Raw genomic sequence first — 15,821 nt, forward strand, 5'->3', positions numbered from 1 at the left:
TATTCACATTTTACTCTTTTCGGCCCGCAAAATACATTATTCCTAAGAACATAAATATAATGTATAATAATTATCGAACTATGCTCTTGAATAAAATCCCGGGAGTGTTTTCTATGTTTAAAAAGATGGCGCAAAGGATAGCGGAAAGCACCAGCGAAGTCATCGGCCGCGGCGTGCTCGTCACGGACGAAAACGGGATCATCATCGGCTGCAACGTCCGTAAGAGGGTCGGCACCTTCCACGAGCCCTCCGTCAAGGTGATGCAGGAGAACAAGCCGAGCGTCACCGGGCGCGAGGAGGCGAAGAAGATGCCTGGCGTCTACCCCGGCTACACGCTGCCGATACAGTTTTTCGGAAAGGTCATCGGCTCCGTCTCGATAGCGGGCATACCTGAGGAGGTGGAGCGCTTCGGCCTCCTCGTGCAGAAGCAGGCGGAAATCATGCTGCGCGAGCAGGCGTTCCTCGAATCGAACCTCATCCGCGAGCGCGCGCTGCGCGACCTCGTCGAGAACGTCGCCTCCTACGACGGCTCGCAGGGCATGAGCGAGCTCATCAACATGCAGGGCAAGGAGCTGGGCGTCACGCTATCGCGCTGCAAAAACGTCATCATAGCCGAGATGAAGTCGTGGAAGGACGACTCGAGCGAGAACGCCTACCAGATTATGGTGCGCGAGCTGCGCTCCGCCTTTTCGCATCCGCGCAACGTCATCTGCCCACAGCGCAACCGCCGCGTCACGGTCTTCGTCACGCCGAACAGGCCCGGGACGAACGACGACGTGACGCAGAGCATAGAAAGCACCGCGAAGAGCTTCGTCGAGAACCTCGAGGTCAAGGGCATAACGGCCGACGTCGCCGTCGGATTCCCCGCGAACGACATGAACGGCCTCGCGATTTCGCTGCGCTCGGCGCGCGACGCGATGCGCCTCGGCGGGCTGCTCAAGATGAACGGCGTCGTCTCGGCGCGCAGCCTCACGAGCGAAGCGCTGCTCGACATGCTGCCCGTCGGCAAGCGCGAGGAGTTCGCGCACAGGACGCTCGCGGGGCTCGAGGGCCGCAGCGACTACGACGAGATGCGCGACACCTTCCTCGGCTGGTGCGAGTCGCCCTTCGCGAGCGGCGAGGTCGCCGAGCGCCTCTCGATGCACCGCAACAGCCTCCAGTACAGATTAAAGAAGATACGCGCGCTGACCGGCAAAGACCCGTGGAACTTCAAGGACGCCTTCGAGCTCTGGGCCGCCTTCGTGCTGAAGAACATCAGCGAGGAAGAAAAAAGCTGAAGGCCGCGCCCGCGCTCTGGCAGGCAGCCGCATAGAAAATTACGAAACGCCGCGCTCGTTACGGAGGCGGCGTTTTTTCGTGTGCGCGTCCGCGCCTCTGCCGCGCGTCGCTGAACGGAGGCGCGCTCGTGAAGCCGTCGGAGGCGCGCCGTTTTGCGGCGCGCGGCGCAAATCATGGAAACTTTCAAGACTTCGGAGGAAATCGTCTAATCGATGCGAAGGGCGCGAATCTGCGGAAGCGCGGACGAATCATCGCAGCCGGGCAAAACAGGCGGACAGCCCGGACATTCTGCGCCGCCGGCTTCCGCTGCGCTCGAATGCCCAATGCCGGGCGTCGCGCAGGGTCACTATGCCAATACTGCACACATATACGACCCCGCCGTCAATTCTCCGGGCGCGGCACAGCCATGCTCCGCGTCGATGATTTTACGCGCGTCCCGCGCGTTTGACCTGCCCTTGCGCTGTGTATATAATTACACGATGTATGAGAAAATTCTTCGTATGAAGGAGAGATATAGATGCCGTACGATTTTGCCTCCATCGAGCCGAAATGGCAGAAAGAGTGGGCCGACTCGAAAATCTTCGAGGTTGAGGCCGACCCGTCGAAGGAGAAATTTTACTGCCTCGAAATGTTCCCCTATCCGAGCGGCGCGCTCCACATGGGCCACCTGCGCAACTACACGATAGGCGACCTGATGGCGCGCTTCCAGCGCATGAACGGGAAGAACGTCCTCTACCCGATGGGCTTCGACTCTTTCGGAATGCCGGCCGAGAACGCGGCGATAAAGCACAAGACCGCGCCGTCCGACTGGACGTGGAGCAACATAGAGCACATGACGCAGCAGCTCAAGCACGCGGGCTACAGCTACGACTGGAGACGCCGCGTCGAGACCTGCAGCGAGAGATACTACCGCTGGAACCAGTGGCTCTTCCTCCAGTTCTATAAGAAGGGGCTCGTCTACCGCAAGCACGCGCCCGTCAACTGGTGCGAGAAGTGCCAGACGGTGCTCGCGAACGAGCAGGTCGTCGGCGACGGCGTCTGCTGGAGATGCGGCACGCCCGTCACGAAGCGCGGCCTCGACCAGTGGTTCATCCGCATCACGGACTACGCGCAGGAGCTCGTTGACTGCCTCGACGAGCTGACCGGCTGGCCGGAGCGCGTCGTCACGATGCAGCGCAACTGGATAGGCCGCTCGGAAGGCGTCCACTTCGAAATGGAGATAGCGGACACGGAGCTGAAGCTTGAAGCCTTCACGACGCGCATCGACACGATTTTCGGCGTCACCTTCGTCGCGATGGCGGCGGAGCATCCCTACGTCGAGGAGTTCGCAAAGCGCCTCGGCGGCAAGAAGGCCGAGGAGATGCTCGACTTCGCGAAGCGCATGTCGAACCGCAGCGCGATCGAGCGCACCGCGGTCGGCACGGACAAGCAGGGCATGGACACCGGCTTCTCTGCGATAAACCCAATCACCGGCGAGAGAGTCCCCATCTGGATAGCCGACTATATCCTCACCGACTACGGCACGGGCGCGATCATGGGCGTCCCCGCGCACGACCAGCGCGACTTCGACTTCGCGCGCAAATACAACATCCCGGTCATCACCGTCGTCCGCCCCGCCGACGGCGAAGCGCCCGACGGAGCTACGATGCCCGCCGCGGTGGCCGCCGACGGCGTCGCCTGCAACTCCGGCTTCCTCGACGGGCTTCCGACGCCCGAGGCCATCAAGAAGGCCGCCGACTGGTTTGAGGAGCACGGCAAGGGCAAGCGCGAGGTGCAGTTCCGCCTGCGCGACTGGCTCATTTCGCGCCAGCGCTACTGGGGTACGCCGATACCGATGGTCTACTGCGACCACTGCGGCATAGTCCCCGTCCCCGAGGACCAGCTTCCCGTCAAGCTCCCGCTCGACATCGAGATGCCGGCGAACGGCGGCAACCCGCTCGCGCTGCGTCCCGACTGGTATGAGACCACCTGCCCCGTCTGCGGACGCCCCGCGCGCCGCGAGACGGACACGATAGACACATTCTTCTGCTCGTCGTGGTACTTCGACCGCTACACCTCGCCGTGGAGCGAGGACCAGCCCTTCGACCCGAAGGCCGCGGCCTACTGGATGCCCGTCGACCAGTACATCGGCGGCATCGAGCACGCCTGCCTGCACCTCATCTACGCCCGCTTCTTTACGAAGGTGCTCTCCGACCTCGGCCTTCTGCCGAAGGACGTGCGCGAGCCCTTCAAGCGTCTGCTGACGCAGGGCATGGTAATCAAAGACGGGGCCAAGATGTCGAAGTCTCTCGGCAACGTCGTCGACCCCGACGAAATAATCAAGAAATACGGAGCCGATACGGCGCGCCTCTTCATCCTCTTCGCGGCGCCGCCCGAGAAGGACCTCGACTGGTCCGAGCGCGGCGTCGAAGGCGCGAACAGATTCCTCGGCCGCGTCTGGCGTCTCGTCGAAGGCAGCCTCGACCAGCTCAAGGCCGCCTCGCCCGAGCGCGTAGCGATGAAGGACATAACGCTCAAGGAAGAGCGCGACATGAAGCGCGTCATACACAGCACCCTCGACCGCGTCACGAAGGACATCCGCGACGAGCGCCAGTTCAACACCGCCGTCGCGCGCCTCATGGAGCTCGCGAACGCGCTCATCGCCTACGCCCCCGCCGACGAAAAGGGCTGGAGCGTCAAGCGCGAGGGCGTCGAAACGCTGCTCTGCTGCCTCTCGCCCTTCGCGCCGCACATCACTGAGGAGCTCTGGCACATGCTCGGCAACGACAGCTTCCTCTCCGTCCACAAGTGGTTCGAGGTGGACGAAACCGCGCTCGTCGAGGACAGCGTGACGATAGTCCTCCAGATAAACGGCAAGGTGCGCGAGCAGTTCACCGTCCCAGCCGGCCTCTCGAAGGAAGACCTCCTCGCCGAGGTCATGGGCCGCGAAGAGACGAAGAAGCGCGTCGAAGGCAAGGAAATAGTCAAGACGATAGCCGTCCCAGGCAAACTCGTCAACATAGTGGTGAAGGGCTGATGCCGCAGCTCCTCCTGATAGCCGCGTCGGGAACGGCCCAGAGACGGCTGCTGGAGGAGACCGCGGCAGCGCTTGAAAAAGAAGGATACACGGCCGCCGGAAAGCAGGAGGGAGGGGAGTGGAACTCCCTTCTCTCCGACAATATGACCGGCGGCCTTTTTGACGAAAAACGCTTCGTCGTCGTGGAATCGGCCTTCACGATGGGGCCGTTCCCCGAAAAGCTCGCCTCCGTCGTAGAGCCTCAGTCCGACGTGATACTCCTGCTCGTCTACGAAAGCGACGCAAAGGCGCAGCCCTCTAAATTTATTCCGAAAGACGTTCTATCGAAATGCCGCGTCGTCAAGCCCGTTGAATTTCCGCGCTGGCCGCGCGAACGTCAGGCGTGGGTGACGCGCCTCGCGGGAGAGCTCGAAGCGCCGCTCACGGCGCAGGGCGCGGCCATGATCGTCGAGCTCCTCGACGACCCCGAAGAAATCCGCGCTCAGCTCAAAAGCCTGAAGCTGCTGAAAAAAAACGGCGCGATAGACGCCGCCGACGTGCGGCAGATGTGCCTCGACGACGGCAGCCGCAACCTCCTGCGCCTGCTCGACGGCCTCTGCACAGGCGACGCCGTGGGCGTGGTGAAAAGCCTGCGCGCGATGTCCTCGTCCGCCGACCTCATCCCATCCATAACCCCGATACACAACAGAATGCGCCTAGCATGGTATGCAAGCCTCGGAAACGATGGGGCCGCGATAGGACGCGCGCTCGGCGCGAAGGACTACGCCTGGCGCATGGCCTCCCAGGCCGCGCGCCGCTACGGCCGCGCCGCGCTGACGGACTTCATCTCCGACCTCCTGCGCATCAGCATCGAAGAAAGAAGCGGCCGCGGCGCAGGCTGGAACGGCCTCGAAACCGCCGTCATAAAGCTGCTCGCGCGCGGGTAGAGGCACGTTTTAGCGCCTCTTAGCAAAGTTCTAGTGCATGATTATCGAATTTGCTTTATGAACGCAGAGCATAACCCGCCGCATTTCCATGTCCAATATGGGGAATACGCCGCGGCTATCGAGATAGATTCATTGGAAATTTGTGACGGTTCGCTGCCGAACAGAGCTTACCAGTTAGCCGTCGAATGGGCGAGACAGCATCAAGACGAACTTCGCAGAATATGGGAGACGCAGGAATTTATACAGCTGCCGCCGCTCGAATAATCGTGCGGCCTTTCTTTAGGAGGTGCAGTCAGATGTTTCATAAAGTAGCGACGATACAGCCGGAAAAAGATTATAAGCTGCTGGTCGGCTTTGTCAGCGGAGAAAAGAAGATATATGACGTGAAGCCGCTTTTTAACAAATGGGCGGCGTTCCGTGCCTTAGCCTCCACGAATGGACTGTTTGAAGCCGTGCGCGTTGATGTGGGCGGCTACGGTATCGTATGGAACGACGATATAGATTTATCGTGCAATGAACTGTACGAGAACGGACAGCCGGCATGACTACGTCCGAGGGCGGCGCGATACAGCGTAGAACATCTGATGAACAAGCCGACGGTGGCGGCGTTGTTGCGCTCGTCAACGAGATGATAAAAATCCGAAAGGAATTGGGCATCTCTCAGCGGAAGCTAGAGGCGAGATGGCGGGCGTCAAACAATCTGTCATTGCGCGTCTGGAAACAGGCAAAACATCGCCGACGCTCAGCACAATGATGAAGCTGTTGTGCGCGATGGGAAAGACGCTTTACATGGTTGATTCCCCGTCCTCGTGCGCAGCGGCAGAATTGCACCGATAGGCTGCCGTCTGCCAGCCGATTTTTTGTACAAATCCGCGCGCCGTCATGGATTGCTGACGGCGCGCGGATTTGTTAGTCGTTTTCGACGATATATTCGTATGCGACGTTGCCGCGCTCGTACTCGCAGTGTCCCACCGGGCACTCGCGGAAGCCGGCTTTCTTGAAAATATGCAGCGCGGGGCCGAGCTTGTCGTTCGAGACGAGGAAGAGCCGCTTCGCCCCGCGCTCTATCGCGTAATCCCTGCATTTCGCAAAGACGGCGTAGCCCGCGCCCGTTCCCGTGTACTGGCCCGCCGCGCCCATCTTGCACATCTCCCATTCTCCGCCGCCAGTGGGCTTCGCCATGCACGCCGCGAGCACCTTTTCGTCCTCGACGGCGAAGAATATCATAGCGCCCTCCGCGATGAGCTCGTCTATATGCTCGAAGGTCTCGACGTCGTCGGGCTCGATTTTTCCGAAAAGCTTGGTTATCCACTCGGTGTTGAGGTCGATGAAAGCCTGCCTGTATTTGTCCTCGAATTTTACGATTTTCATGGCGCGCCCTCCGTGCCGTGGTCTTTCGTCCGCCTTAAAAATAAAACTTTTGATACAAAAAAAGACGCTTACGCAAAACGTAAACGTCTTAATTCTTAAAAGGTGGTGGGCCCATCAGGAATCGAACCTGAAACCATCCGGTTATGAGCCGGGAGCTCTAACCAATTGAGCTATGGGCCCTCCTATGTGTCCCGCTAGAAAACCTCTATCGCCGACACCGGGCAGCTGTCCGCGGCCTCTTTCGTCAGGGGAGTTACATCCTGAGAGATCACGAGGCTCTTGCCCTCTATTTCGTCCAGCTTAAAGTTTTGCGGACAAAGTTCGGCGCACACGCCACACCCGATGCAATCGTCAAGGTTTACCTTAATGCTCATGGCGGAGTCACCTTCCTTCCACAAGAGGGAATTCTACGACATTTTTCCCAAAACGTCAAATACTTTTTGTATTTTCGCGAAAAACCTTAGCGCGCGTCCTCCGGTGTGACGGTCAGCCGCTGTTCGCCGCCAGCGTCGTGGCGCAGCGTCAGCAGCGAGCGGTACTCCGGCACGGCCTTTTCTTTCGGCTCGTCGTAGGCGATGAAGACGCCTATGCCGGCGACCTCGGCGTCGAACTGTTTCGCCATGAGCAGCATGCCCGACGCGGTGCTTCCGCCGCGCATGAAGTCGTCTATTATCAGCACGCGGCCGCCGCGTTTCATCTGGCGCGTGCCTATGTACATCGTCTTTACGTCGCCGCTTGCGGTCGGGTAGTGGACGCCGACGGCCGCGCCGTCGCTCGGACGGTTGCGGAAGCGGCAGACGGCGAGCGGGACGCCGAGCGCGTAGGCCGCGAACATCGCTATCGGGATGCCCTTGACCTCCGAGGTCATCACGACGTCGGGCTCGGTCTCCGTGAAGAGCGACGCCATGCAGTAGCCGAGCAGTATCGCGGATTCGGGGTTGAATATGAGGTCGCTGTAGTAGATAAGGCCGCCCGGCAGATTTCTCTCAGGGTCGGCGAGCTTTTCGGCGATTTCCGTGAGGAACGCGCGGCGGTATTCCGGCGTGCAGACGGGGATGAAGCGCGCACCGCCGCTGCGGCCGCGGTCGACCATCATCTGTCCGAAGCCCTCGGCCTCCATCGCGGAGTTTATCACCTCGACGTCGTCGCTTATGACGGTCTTTGAAACGTTGAATTTAGTCGCAAGGTCCGTCAGCGATACGAGCTTCGACGGACACATCATGAATTTCGCGGCGAGCCTGACGAGCCGCTCAGTCCTCTGGCCTCTCATTGCAATCACTCCACTGTATATGTTTTCAGCACCCAGTCCATGCTTTCGAAGGCCCGCGCCGCCTCCGCGGCCTCTTCCGCGCCCGCGTAGAGCGCGAAGAAGGCGCTGCCGCTTCCGCAGAGCCCCCAGCCGCGCGCGCCGGTCGTCTCCGCCGTTCTTTCTGCGGCGGCGTATTCGGCGTGCTCCGCCGCCGAGATCTCGTAGAAGTCGTTCGGCATCAGCCCAGCGCGTTCTCCGCGCGCGAGAGCATCTACGAGGCGCATGTCCGCCGCAGTCTCGACGTTCCGGCGCTCTCCGCGCGCTTCGCGCAGCGCGTCGAGCTTCGCGTAGGCCTCCTTCGTCCCGGAGCTCCATTCGGGGAATACGAGAAGCCACCGTAGGTCGAAGGGCGGCGCGAAGGGCGTCATCTTTTCGCCGACGCCGCGCGCCTCGGCCATGACGTGGTCCGAAGCGAGGAAAGCGACGTCGGCCCCGAGGTGCGCCGTTTCTTCGGCGCTCAGCCTCGCGCCGTATTTCGCGGCGAGCAGCTTCAGCATCGCGCCGGCGTTGCCGCTGCCCGCGCCTATGCCGCTGCCCGCGGGGAAAAATTTCTCCAGCTCGACGTCGAGCGGCGGTATCTCCGCGCGTTTCCGGGCGGCGGCGAGGGCCTTCGTAACGAGATTTTCTCCCTCGATTTTCATTCCCTCAATGTTAAGAGAATCTCCTATAATTTCATCGTATTTCGGACGAATTGTCAACCTCTCTGTCGCCGTTTTCTGCCAGAAGAGCGAGTAAATTTCATGATAGCCGTTCGGAAGCTTTGAGAACACTCTCAATATAAGATTTATTTTTATCGGGCACCGTATTACGTCCGCCATGCGCGCGTCCGCCTTTCGTATGGGAATATCAAAAAGCCCCGGCGCTTGAGCCGGGGCTTCGTTCGGGCAAAGAAGCTCAGAAAAGATTTTCTCCGCTTGGTTCCAACTGCAGCTCCACCTCTTTGGTAAGAAGGTCCGAGTAGCTGAACGAGACTGTGCTTTGCTGGGACTCTATGAATACCGTGAACAGGCTAGGATATGTCTCCTGGATTACGCCGGAGCGTTCCTCTATCTTGCGCCTTCCGTTCGTCGCACGGTATGAGATCCTTGACCCTTTGTGGAGAGATATTATCTCGCGGATTGATTCTATCGTATTGGGCACACAAATCACCTCCACAATGACCTTTACAGATTGTACATCAAAATGTGTAAATGTGCAACTTATTTTGAACCAGAGGTCGTTTTGTGGCGTGTGCCGCAACTTGTTATTTTTTCATCAGTATCCGCTTGTCTCCGACCCTCCGCGTCACGCCCTTGCTGTCGAAGTATTCGAGCAGCGGAAGCGCGTACTTTCTGCTGCTGCCCGTCGCGTCGCGCACGGCGGCGAGCGTTATGTCTCCCTCTATCGAAGAAATTTTATCCATGAAGGCCGCCTCTATCTCCGGGAAGAGAAGGAAGCCGCCCGTCACTATCGCGACGCCCTTGCGCTCGCGCAGGTAGGAGATTATGCGTTTCATCTGTTCGGGCGAATAGCCGAGCGCATCCTGCGCTTCGTCGAGCGTCGGCATCGAGAAGTCCTTCTTGAGCGCGAAGCTTCTGAGCGCCGCAACGTCGGAGGCGAAGGCGTCCTCGTCGAATGGCTCGAACTCCGGCAGCGCCGCGCGGTCGTCCTCGAATTTTATAATCTCGCGCTTCGCGAGCAGAGCGAGCAGCTCGCGCGCGAATTTCGCGTCGCCGTTCGCTATCGCCTTCGCGCATTCGTCGCAGGGCATTCCCTTGCGCTCCGGGTGCTCCTTGTGGAATTTTTCGAGCGCGAGGCGCAGCGTGTCGGCGAGCTCTTTGAGCTTGTCGCCGGAGATCAGCGTCGCGTCAGCGCCGCGCGCTATGCCTATCTCGCCCTTCGCCTCGCACGAGGATATCGCGCGCATCAGTTCCGTCACGGTTATCTCGTTCATGCGCGCCGCCTCCGCGGCCGTGATGATTTCGCGGTAGTCGATGAGCGCGAGGATGCGCTCCTTGAGCGGCGGCTCCGCGGCGAGCGTGTCGAGGAATTTTATCAGCGCCGTCTTTTCGTGCTTGCTCTTCGGACGCTCGCCCGCTGGCATCAGTATCTGTCCGCCCGCCACCGTTACGAGCGGACTGTAGGTGCGCAGGATGAAGCAGCTCTTCATGGAGGTGACGACTGGCTCTTCCGTTATCAGCTGCGCCGCCGCAGTTTCGCCGGGGCGTATGAGCTCTTTGTCGAGCAGCGAGATGCGCGCGAGCGTGTCCGCCGTGCCCACGTGCAGGCGGAGCCGCTGCCAGTGCTTTACCGGCTCCGCGTCCTTGAGCAGCTCTATGCGCGCGTCGAGGCAGCACGACGGCGTGAAGCAGTCCTTCGCGGCCACGACGTCGCCGCGGTGTACCTCTTCGAGCGAAATTCCCGCTAGGTTCGCCGCCGTGCGCTGGCCCGCCGTCGCGACCTGCACCGGCGTGCTGTGTACCTGGAGCGAGCGGATTTTCGAGACGTGGCCCGCTGGCAGTATCTCGACCTCGTCGCCCTCGTGTATCTCGCCGTTTATCGCCGTTCCCGTGACGACCGTGCCGAAGCCCGAAATGTGGAAGGCGCGGTCGACGGGGAGGAAGAAGGCGCCTTTGCGGCTCTTGCCCTCGGAGGTCTCCGTCATCTTCTGAAGCTCGGCCTTCAGCGCGTCGATGCCCGCGCCCGTGACGGCGGAGGCGGGGACGATGGGCTTGTCCTCGAGGAAGGTCCCCGCGAGCAGCGTGCGCGCGTCGTCTATCGCCATCTCGAGCATCTCTTCGTCCACGAGGTCTATCTTGTTGACTACCGTGAGGCCGGCCTTGATGCCGAGCAGCGAGAGTATCGCGAGGTGCTCGCGCGTCTGCGGCATTACGCCGTCGTCGGCCGCTATGACGAGCATGACCGCGTCGATGCCCGCGGCTCCCGCGACCATCTGGCGGATGAATTTCTCGTGTCCCGGCACGTCGACGATGCTGACCGTCTTGCCCGACGGCAGCGTGAAGGGCGCGAAGCCGAGCTCTATCGTCATGCCGCGCTTCTTTTCCTCGGAGAGGCGGTCACAGTCGACGCCGGTCAGACGCTTGACGAGCGTCGTCTTGCCGTGGTCGATGTGGCCCGCCGTGCCTATTACGAACGGATATTCGGAGAAAGCCATAACTATATTTTCCTTTCGCGCGCGGGCGGCAGTATGTCCGCGAGCGCCTCAAGTATCCATTTTTCGTCGCCGGGGCGCACTGTGCGCATGTGGAAGAGCACTCTGTCTTCGCCCGCGCCCGTTATGACGGGGTGCGCGCAGAGGCGCAGCCGCTCGGCGAGCTTGCCCGCGCTGCCCATCTCGGGCAGCCGCAGCGCGACGGCCCAGCCGCGCAGCACCGACTGCGGGAAGGAGCCGCCGCCGACGGTGTCCTCGACGGGGACCGGCTCGATATATACGCGCTGTATCCTCGTGTTTTTGAAGAAGGCTTTGAGCCTGCGCGCGAAGCGCTGCGCCGCGGCGCGGAGCTCCTCTTCGGGCTTGAATATCATTTCTATCGTCGGGATGTCGTTGTGCCTGCCGCGCAGGTAGAGGCGCAGCGTCGCCTCGAAGGCCGCGAGCGTCATCTTGTCGACGCGCAGCGCGCGAAGCAGCTGGTGTTTCTTCAATTTTGCGATGAGTTCTTTCTTGCCGACGATGCCGCCTATCTGCGGGCCGCCGAGCAGCTTGTCGCCCGAGAAGGTGACGAGGTCGCAGCCGGCCTTGAGCGACTGCGCGACGGTCGGGTCGTTCTCGCTCGAAAGGCCCGCCGCCGAAAGGTCGATTAGCATTCCGCTGCCCAGGTCCTCCATGAAGATGAGGCCGCGGCTGTGCGCGAGAGATGCCAGCTCCTCGCGCGGCACGGCGGAGTGGAAGCCCGTGACGCGGTAGTTCGAGGGGTGAATCTTGAGCAGCATCGCGCATTCTTCCGTTATCGCGGCCTCGTAGTCGCGCAGGTGCGTGCGGTTCGTCGTGCCGACCTCGACCATCTTCGTGCCCGAGAGCGCCATGATATCCGGTATGCGGAAGGAGCCGCCTATCTCGACGAGCTCTCCGCGCGAGACGACGGACTCCTTGTCCTTCGCGAGCGCCGAGAGCGCGAGGACGACCGCCGCGGCGTTGTTGTTGACCGCGAGCGCCGCCTCCGCGCCGGTGAGGCGGCATAGAAGCCATTCTACGTGGTCGTTGCGCTGGCCGCGCTCGCCGCGGTCGAGCGAGTATTCGAGCGTGTTGTAAGCGCCCGCGACTTCGTTGACCGCTTCGACCGCCTCTTTCGCGAGCAGCGAACGGCCGAGGTTCGTGTGTATCACGACGCCGGTCGCGTTGACGACGCGGCGCAGGCTGTGCTGCGCGCGGCGCGCGAGCAGGCGGCGCGCGTCGGCTGCGATTGTGTTCGCGTCGAAGGCCGTGTCGCGGTTCTTGATTATCTTCGCGCGCTGGGCCGCGAGCAGGTCGGAGAGCAGCGCCTTCACCGTCTCACGTCCGAGCCGCTCCTCAAATTCCGCTATCCACGGAAGCGCGAGCAGCTTGTCCATCGACGGGATGTTTCTCATTATTTTCTGTATCTCTGCGTCCAAGGGAACTCCTCCCTCAATTTATGTTCTTTACGTATTGTATATGAAATTTTTGAAAATGCGGGGCGGGCGGCGCAATTTTGTGCGCGTACCCTAGCCATGCAGTCCACACCCCGCGCGCGCCTACCGTGGACTGAGAGGCTGTAGGCCGCGAGACCTACTGCACGTGCTGCAAGGGCAAGCGTAACCCTTGCAATAGGCGCAAGGGGCGGCGTATGCGCGCGTTATACGAGCTCTTCCCAGATCAGGTTCGCGACGCGCATTCCGCTCTTCGTGAGGCGGATGCCGCGTTCGTCGGATTCGTATAGATTTTTCGGAAAGCCGCCCATTATGCGCTCGACGCGCGAAAGCGCGGCCGCGCCGTATTCTCGCGCGAACTCCGCGCGCTCTATGCCCGCGGCTGTGCGCAGCGAGAGCACAGCCGCTTCGCGCCCGCGCGCCTCCGCGTCGAGCCTCTCGCTCTCGCGTATGGGCAGGCGGCCCTCGTCGAGCGCCGCGGCGTATTCGCGCAGAAGGCCGTAATTTTTCATGCGCGCGCCGTTTATGTAGCTCGCCGCCCCGGGGCCGATTCCGAGGTATTCGCCCTCGCGCCAGTAATTTAGGTTGTGGCGGCTCTCGCGTCCAGCGCGCGCGAAGTTCGCTATCTCATACTGCTCGTAGCCGTGACGCGGCAAATACCACTGCGCCCAGCGGTACTGCGCGTAGCCGTCGGGCAGTACCTCGCGCGGGAGATTTTCCCACGGCGTGCCCTCTTCGAGCGAGAGCTGGTAGAGCGATATGTGCGAAAGCCCGCAGCGCACCGCCTCGCGCAGCGTGCGCGCCCAGTTTTCGAGGCTCTGGTGCGGAAGTCCGAAGATGAAGTCCGCGTTGACCGCGAAGCCCGCCGCGAGCGCCGCGGAGAGCGCCTCGTGCGCCTGCGCAGCGCCGTGCAGGCGGCCCATCATTTCAAGCTCCGCGCCGTCGAAGCTCTGGACGCCGACGCTGACGCGCGTCACGCGCCATTCGCGCCACGCGAGCAGGTGCTCGGCACGCAGCGAGTTCGGGTTCGCCTCGACGGTCACTTCCGCCTCCGGCGCGAAGTCGAAGAACTCTTCGAGCGTTTCAATCAGCTCGTCCCACGCGAGCGGCGGGAGCGCGGTCGGCGTGCCGCCGCCTATGTAGCAGGTGCCGAGCGTAAGTTTGCCCAGCTCCGCGCGGCGCAGGGCGAGCTCTTTTTTCAGCGACGCGAGGTAAAGCTCGAAGTCTCCCGCCCGCGGCGGCGCGCTCTCGAAGGCGCAGTAGTTGCACTTGCGCTCGCAGAAGGGCACGTGAACGTAGAGTGAGCGGCACGAAGCGGCGCGCGCGCCGGAAAAAAGGCCGCCGTCATTGCGCGCGGCGGCTTTCTGCGAATTATCGTCAGTCTGGGTAAATTTATTTGTCATCGGCCTTCGTGACGTCCATGAAGGCGAGGAAGGCCTCCTGCGGAATCGAGACGCGCCCGACCTGCTTCATGCGCTTCTTGCCTTCCTTCTGCTTTTCGAGCAGTTTGCGCTTTCGCGTCACGTCGCCGCCGTAGCATTTCGCGAGAACGTCCTTGCGCACGGCCTTTATGTTCATGCGCACGATGACCTTCTTGCCGACGGCGGCCTGCACCGGCACCTCGAAGAGCTGGCGCGGGATAAGTTCCTTGAGCTTGCCGACGACGGCGTGGCCTCTGTGGTAGGCCTGGTCGGCGTGGCAGATGAAGGAGAAGGCGTCGACCGGCTCTTCCTGGAGCAGGACGTCGACCTTCACGAGGTTAGCGGCGCGGAAGCCGATGTGCTCGTAGTCGAGCGAAGCGTAGCCGCGCGTGCAGGATTTCAGCCTGTCGTGGAAGTCGAGGATGAACTCCGCGAGCGGCATGTCGTAGGTGAGGCGCACGCGCTCCGGCGTGATGTAGTCCATGCCCACGTAGGTGCCGCGCTTCTCCTGACAGAGCTGCATCGCCGCGCCGACGAACTGCTCGGGCATGAATATCGAGAGCTTTATGTACGGCTCGCGAATCTCCTCGATGCGGCCCGGGTCGGGGAAGTCGGAGGGACGGTGCGCCTCTATGACCTCGCCGTTCGTCAGCACTATCTGGTAGACGACGTTAGGCGCGGTCGCCACGAGGTCGACGCCGAACTCGCGGTTGAGCCGTTCCTTCGCAATCTCCATGTGCAGCAGGCCGAGGAAGCCGCAGCGGAAGCCGAAGCCCAAGGCCGCGGAGTTCTCCGGCTCGAAGCTTATCGCCGAGTCGTTGATCTGTAATTTTTCGAGCGCCTCGCGCAGCTGGTTGATGTCCTCGCGCTCGACGGGGTAGAAGCCGCAGAAGACGACGGGCTTCACCTTCTTGTATCCCGCGAGCGGCTCGGCGGCGGGGGAGGCGGCGTCCGTTATAGTGTCTCCGACGTGCGCCTCGTCTATCGTCTTTATGCTCGCGCAGATGAAGCCGACCTCGCCGGGGCCGAGGCTGTCGACCTTCACCATGTCCGGCTTGAATACGCCCACCTCGTCGAGCTGGTACGTCTGGCCCGTCGCCATGAAGCGGACTGTCTTTCCCGCCTCGAGCGTGCCGTTGACGACGCGCACGTAGCAGATGACGCCCTTGTAGTTGTCGTAGACGGAGTCGAAAATCAGCGCCTGAAGCGGCGCGTCCGCGTCGCCCGAAGGCGCTGGGATGTCGCGCACGATGCGTTCGAGCAGCTCCGGCACGCCCTCGCCCGTCTTCGCCGAAATCATCACGGCGTCGTCGGCGTTGATGCCGATGATGTCCTCGAGCTCCTTTTTGACCTGGTCGGGGTGCGACGACGGGAGGTCTATCTTGTTGAGCACCGGCACGAGCTCGAGGTCGAGGTCCGCCGCGAGGTAGCTGTTGGCCACCGTCTGAGCCTCGACGCCCTGCGAGGCGTCGACGACGAGCACCGCGCCCTCGCAGGCCGCGAGCGAGCGCGAGACCTCGTAGGAGAAGTCGACGTGGCCCGGCGTGTCGATGAGGTTCAGCACGTAGGTGCGCCCGTCGTGCGCCTTGTAGTTCATGCGCACGGGGACGGATTTTATCGTTATGCCGCGCTCGCGCTCGAGGTCTAGCATGTCGAGCAGCTGCGCCTTCATGTTGCGCTTGTCTACCGTGCCCGTCGCTTCGAGCAGACGGTCTGCGAGCGTCGACTTGCCGTGGTCGACGTGGGCGATGATGCTGAAATTTCTGAGATTCTCCAGTTTCATAAAAATTCTTCACTCCCTGCAAATCCACACTGTATTTTATCCGATAAGGCGAGTTTGCGGCAATGATAAATTTCGCGCGCGCATGATAAAATAAAAAGAGCGCGCCTCGCGG

General features: G+C 61.7%; 14 protein-coding genes and 1 tRNA gene. 5 read left to right on the top strand and 10 right to left on the bottom strand.

All coding sequences use genetic code 11. From position 1 onward, the window contains the following. Positions 1–113: 113 nt before the first annotated feature. The 5 genes from ABGT66_RS03170 (at position 114) to ABGT66_RS03190 (ending at position 5,765) form a co-directional block, all read left to right on the top strand. Positions 114–1,277 carry a sugar diacid recognition domain-containing protein gene (locus tag ABGT66_RS03170; RefSeq protein WP_346688795.1) on the top strand — a complete coding sequence of 388 codons (1,164 nt, stop codon included), beginning with the start codon at positions 114–116 and terminating at the stop codon, positions 1,275–1,277. A gap of 518 nt (positions 1,278–1,795) precedes the next feature. After that, a complete protein-coding gene (leuS, locus tag ABGT66_RS03175) occupies positions 1,796–4,294 on the top strand; it encodes a leucine--tRNA ligase (protein WP_346688797.1) in 2,499 nt (832 codons plus the stop codon). Next, positions 4,294–5,220 (top strand): DNA polymerase III subunit delta, encoded by a 927-nt coding sequence (gene holA / locus ABGT66_RS03180; RefSeq protein WP_346688799.1) that lies wholly within the window; start codon positions 4,294–4,296, stop codon positions 5,218–5,220. Before leuS ends, holA begins: the two co-directional genes overlap by 1 nt. A gap of 33 nt (positions 5,221–5,253) precedes the next feature. Continuing rightward, positions 5,254–5,484: a DUF4160 domain-containing protein gene (locus ABGT66_RS03185; protein WP_346688800.1), complete on the top strand. Its 231-nt coding sequence runs from the start codon at positions 5,254–5,256 to the stop codon at positions 5,482–5,484. Between the two features lie 32 nt (positions 5,485–5,516). Next, positions 5,517–5,765: a DUF2442 domain-containing protein gene (locus tag ABGT66_RS03190; RefSeq protein ID WP_346688802.1), complete on the top strand. Its 249-nt coding sequence runs from the start codon at positions 5,517–5,519 to the stop codon at positions 5,763–5,765. A gap of 364 nt (positions 5,766–6,129) precedes the next feature. Here ABGT66_RS03190 and ABGT66_RS03195 read toward each other — a convergent pair whose 3' ends face one another. The 10 genes from ABGT66_RS03195 to lepA all read right to left on the bottom strand — a co-directional run bounded on the left by ABGT66_RS03195 (position 6,130) and on the right by lepA (position 15,709). Continuing rightward, positions 6,130–6,591: a GNAT family N-acetyltransferase gene (locus ABGT66_RS03195; RefSeq protein WP_346688804.1), complete on the bottom strand. Its 462-nt coding sequence runs from the start codon at positions 6,589–6,591 to the stop codon at positions 6,130–6,132. A gap of 103 nt (positions 6,592–6,694) precedes the next feature. Further along, a tRNA-Ile gene (locus ABGT66_RS03200) sits at positions 6,695–6,771 on the bottom strand. A gap of 14 nt (positions 6,772–6,785) precedes the next feature. Continuing rightward, positions 6,786–6,965, bottom strand: a complete 180-nt coding sequence (locus tag ABGT66_RS03205; protein ID WP_294194202.1) for a ferredoxin — start codon at positions 6,963–6,965, stop codon at positions 6,786–6,788. 86 nt (positions 6,966–7,051) lie between these two features. Beyond that, positions 7,052–7,861, bottom strand: a complete 810-nt coding sequence (locus ABGT66_RS03210; RefSeq protein ID WP_294194203.1) for a phosphoribosyltransferase family protein — start codon at positions 7,859–7,861, stop codon at positions 7,052–7,054. A gap of 5 nt (positions 7,862–7,866) precedes the next feature. Continuing rightward, complete coding sequence (locus ABGT66_RS03215; RefSeq protein ID WP_346688807.1) at positions 7,867–8,718, bottom strand: 4-diphosphocytidyl-2C-methyl-D-erythritol kinase; 852 nt, start codon at positions 8,716–8,718, stop codon at positions 7,867–7,869. Between the two features lie 76 nt (positions 8,719–8,794). Further along, positions 8,795–9,040 carry a Veg family protein gene (locus ABGT66_RS03220; RefSeq protein WP_294194206.1) on the bottom strand — a complete coding sequence of 82 codons (246 nt, stop codon included), beginning with the start codon at positions 9,038–9,040 and terminating at the stop codon, positions 8,795–8,797. 103 nt (positions 9,041–9,143) lie between these two features. Beyond that, the gene (gene selB / locus ABGT66_RS03225; RefSeq protein WP_346688810.1) at positions 9,144–11,054 is read right to left on the bottom strand and encodes a selenocysteine-specific translation elongation factor; all 1,911 of its coding nucleotides are present in this window, start codon (positions 11,052–11,054) and stop codon (positions 9,144–9,146) included. Positions 11,055–11,056: 2 nt separating this feature from the next. Further along, positions 11,057–12,490 (bottom strand): L-seryl-tRNA(Sec) selenium transferase, encoded by a 1,434-nt coding sequence (selA, locus tag ABGT66_RS03230; RefSeq protein ID WP_346688812.1) that lies wholly within the window; start codon positions 12,488–12,490, stop codon positions 11,057–11,059. A 221-nt stretch (positions 12,491–12,711) separates the two neighbouring features. Next, a complete protein-coding gene (hemW, locus tag ABGT66_RS03235; RefSeq protein ID WP_346688814.1) occupies positions 12,712–13,908 on the bottom strand; it encodes a radical SAM family heme chaperone HemW in 1,197 nt (398 codons plus the stop codon). Further along, positions 13,898–15,709, bottom strand: coding sequence for a translation elongation factor 4 (gene lepA / locus ABGT66_RS03240; protein ID WP_346688816.1), 1,812 nt, complete (start codon positions 15,707–15,709; stop codon positions 13,898–13,900). Before lepA ends, hemW begins: the two co-directional genes overlap by 11 nt. Between the last annotated feature and the right edge of the window lie 112 nt (positions 15,710–15,821).

The organism is uncultured Cloacibacillus sp. (assembly GCF_963926575.1).
GTDB lineage: Bacteria > Synergistota > Synergistia > Synergistales > Synergistaceae > Caccocola > Caccocola faecigallinarum.

Bases quoted from the DNA above. Each gene is read 5' to 3' on its own strand.
- lepA (WP_346688816.1), bottom strand. From the start codon at position 15,709: ATGAAACTGGAGAATCTCAGAAATTTCAGCATCATCGCCCACGTCGAC.
- ABGT66_RS03195 (WP_346688804.1), bottom strand. From the start codon at position 6,591: ATGAAAATCGTAAAATTCGAGGACAAATACAGGCAGGCTTTCATCGAC.
- ABGT66_RS03215 (WP_346688807.1), bottom strand. From the start codon at position 8,718: ATGGCGGACGTAATACGGTGCCCGATAAAAATAAATCTTATATTGAGA.
- ABGT66_RS03210 (WP_294194203.1), bottom strand. From the start codon at position 7,861: ATGAGAGGCCAGAGGACTGAGCGGCTCGTCAGGCTCGCCGCGAAATTC.
- leuS (WP_346688797.1), top strand. From the start codon at position 1,796: ATGCCGTACGATTTTGCCTCCATCGAGCCGAAATGGCAGAAAGAGTGG.
- selB (WP_346688810.1), bottom strand. From the start codon at position 11,054: ATGGCTTTCTCCGAATATCCGTTCGTAATAGGCACGGCGGGCCACATC.
- hemW (WP_346688814.1), bottom strand. From the start codon at position 13,908: ATGACAAATAAATTTACCCAGACTGACGATAATTCGCAGAAAGCCGCC.
- holA (WP_346688799.1), top strand. From the start codon at position 4,294: ATGCCGCAGCTCCTCCTGATAGCCGCGTCGGGAACGGCCCAGAGACGG.
- ABGT66_RS03205 (WP_294194202.1), bottom strand. From the start codon at position 6,965: ATGAGCATTAAGGTAAACCTTGACGATTGCATCGGGTGTGGCGTGTGC.
- ABGT66_RS03190 (WP_346688802.1), top strand. From the start codon at position 5,517: ATGTTTCATAAAGTAGCGACGATACAGCCGGAAAAAGATTATAAGCTG.
- ABGT66_RS03170 (WP_346688795.1), top strand. From the start codon at position 114: ATGTTTAAAAAGATGGCGCAAAGGATAGCGGAAAGCACCAGCGAAGTC.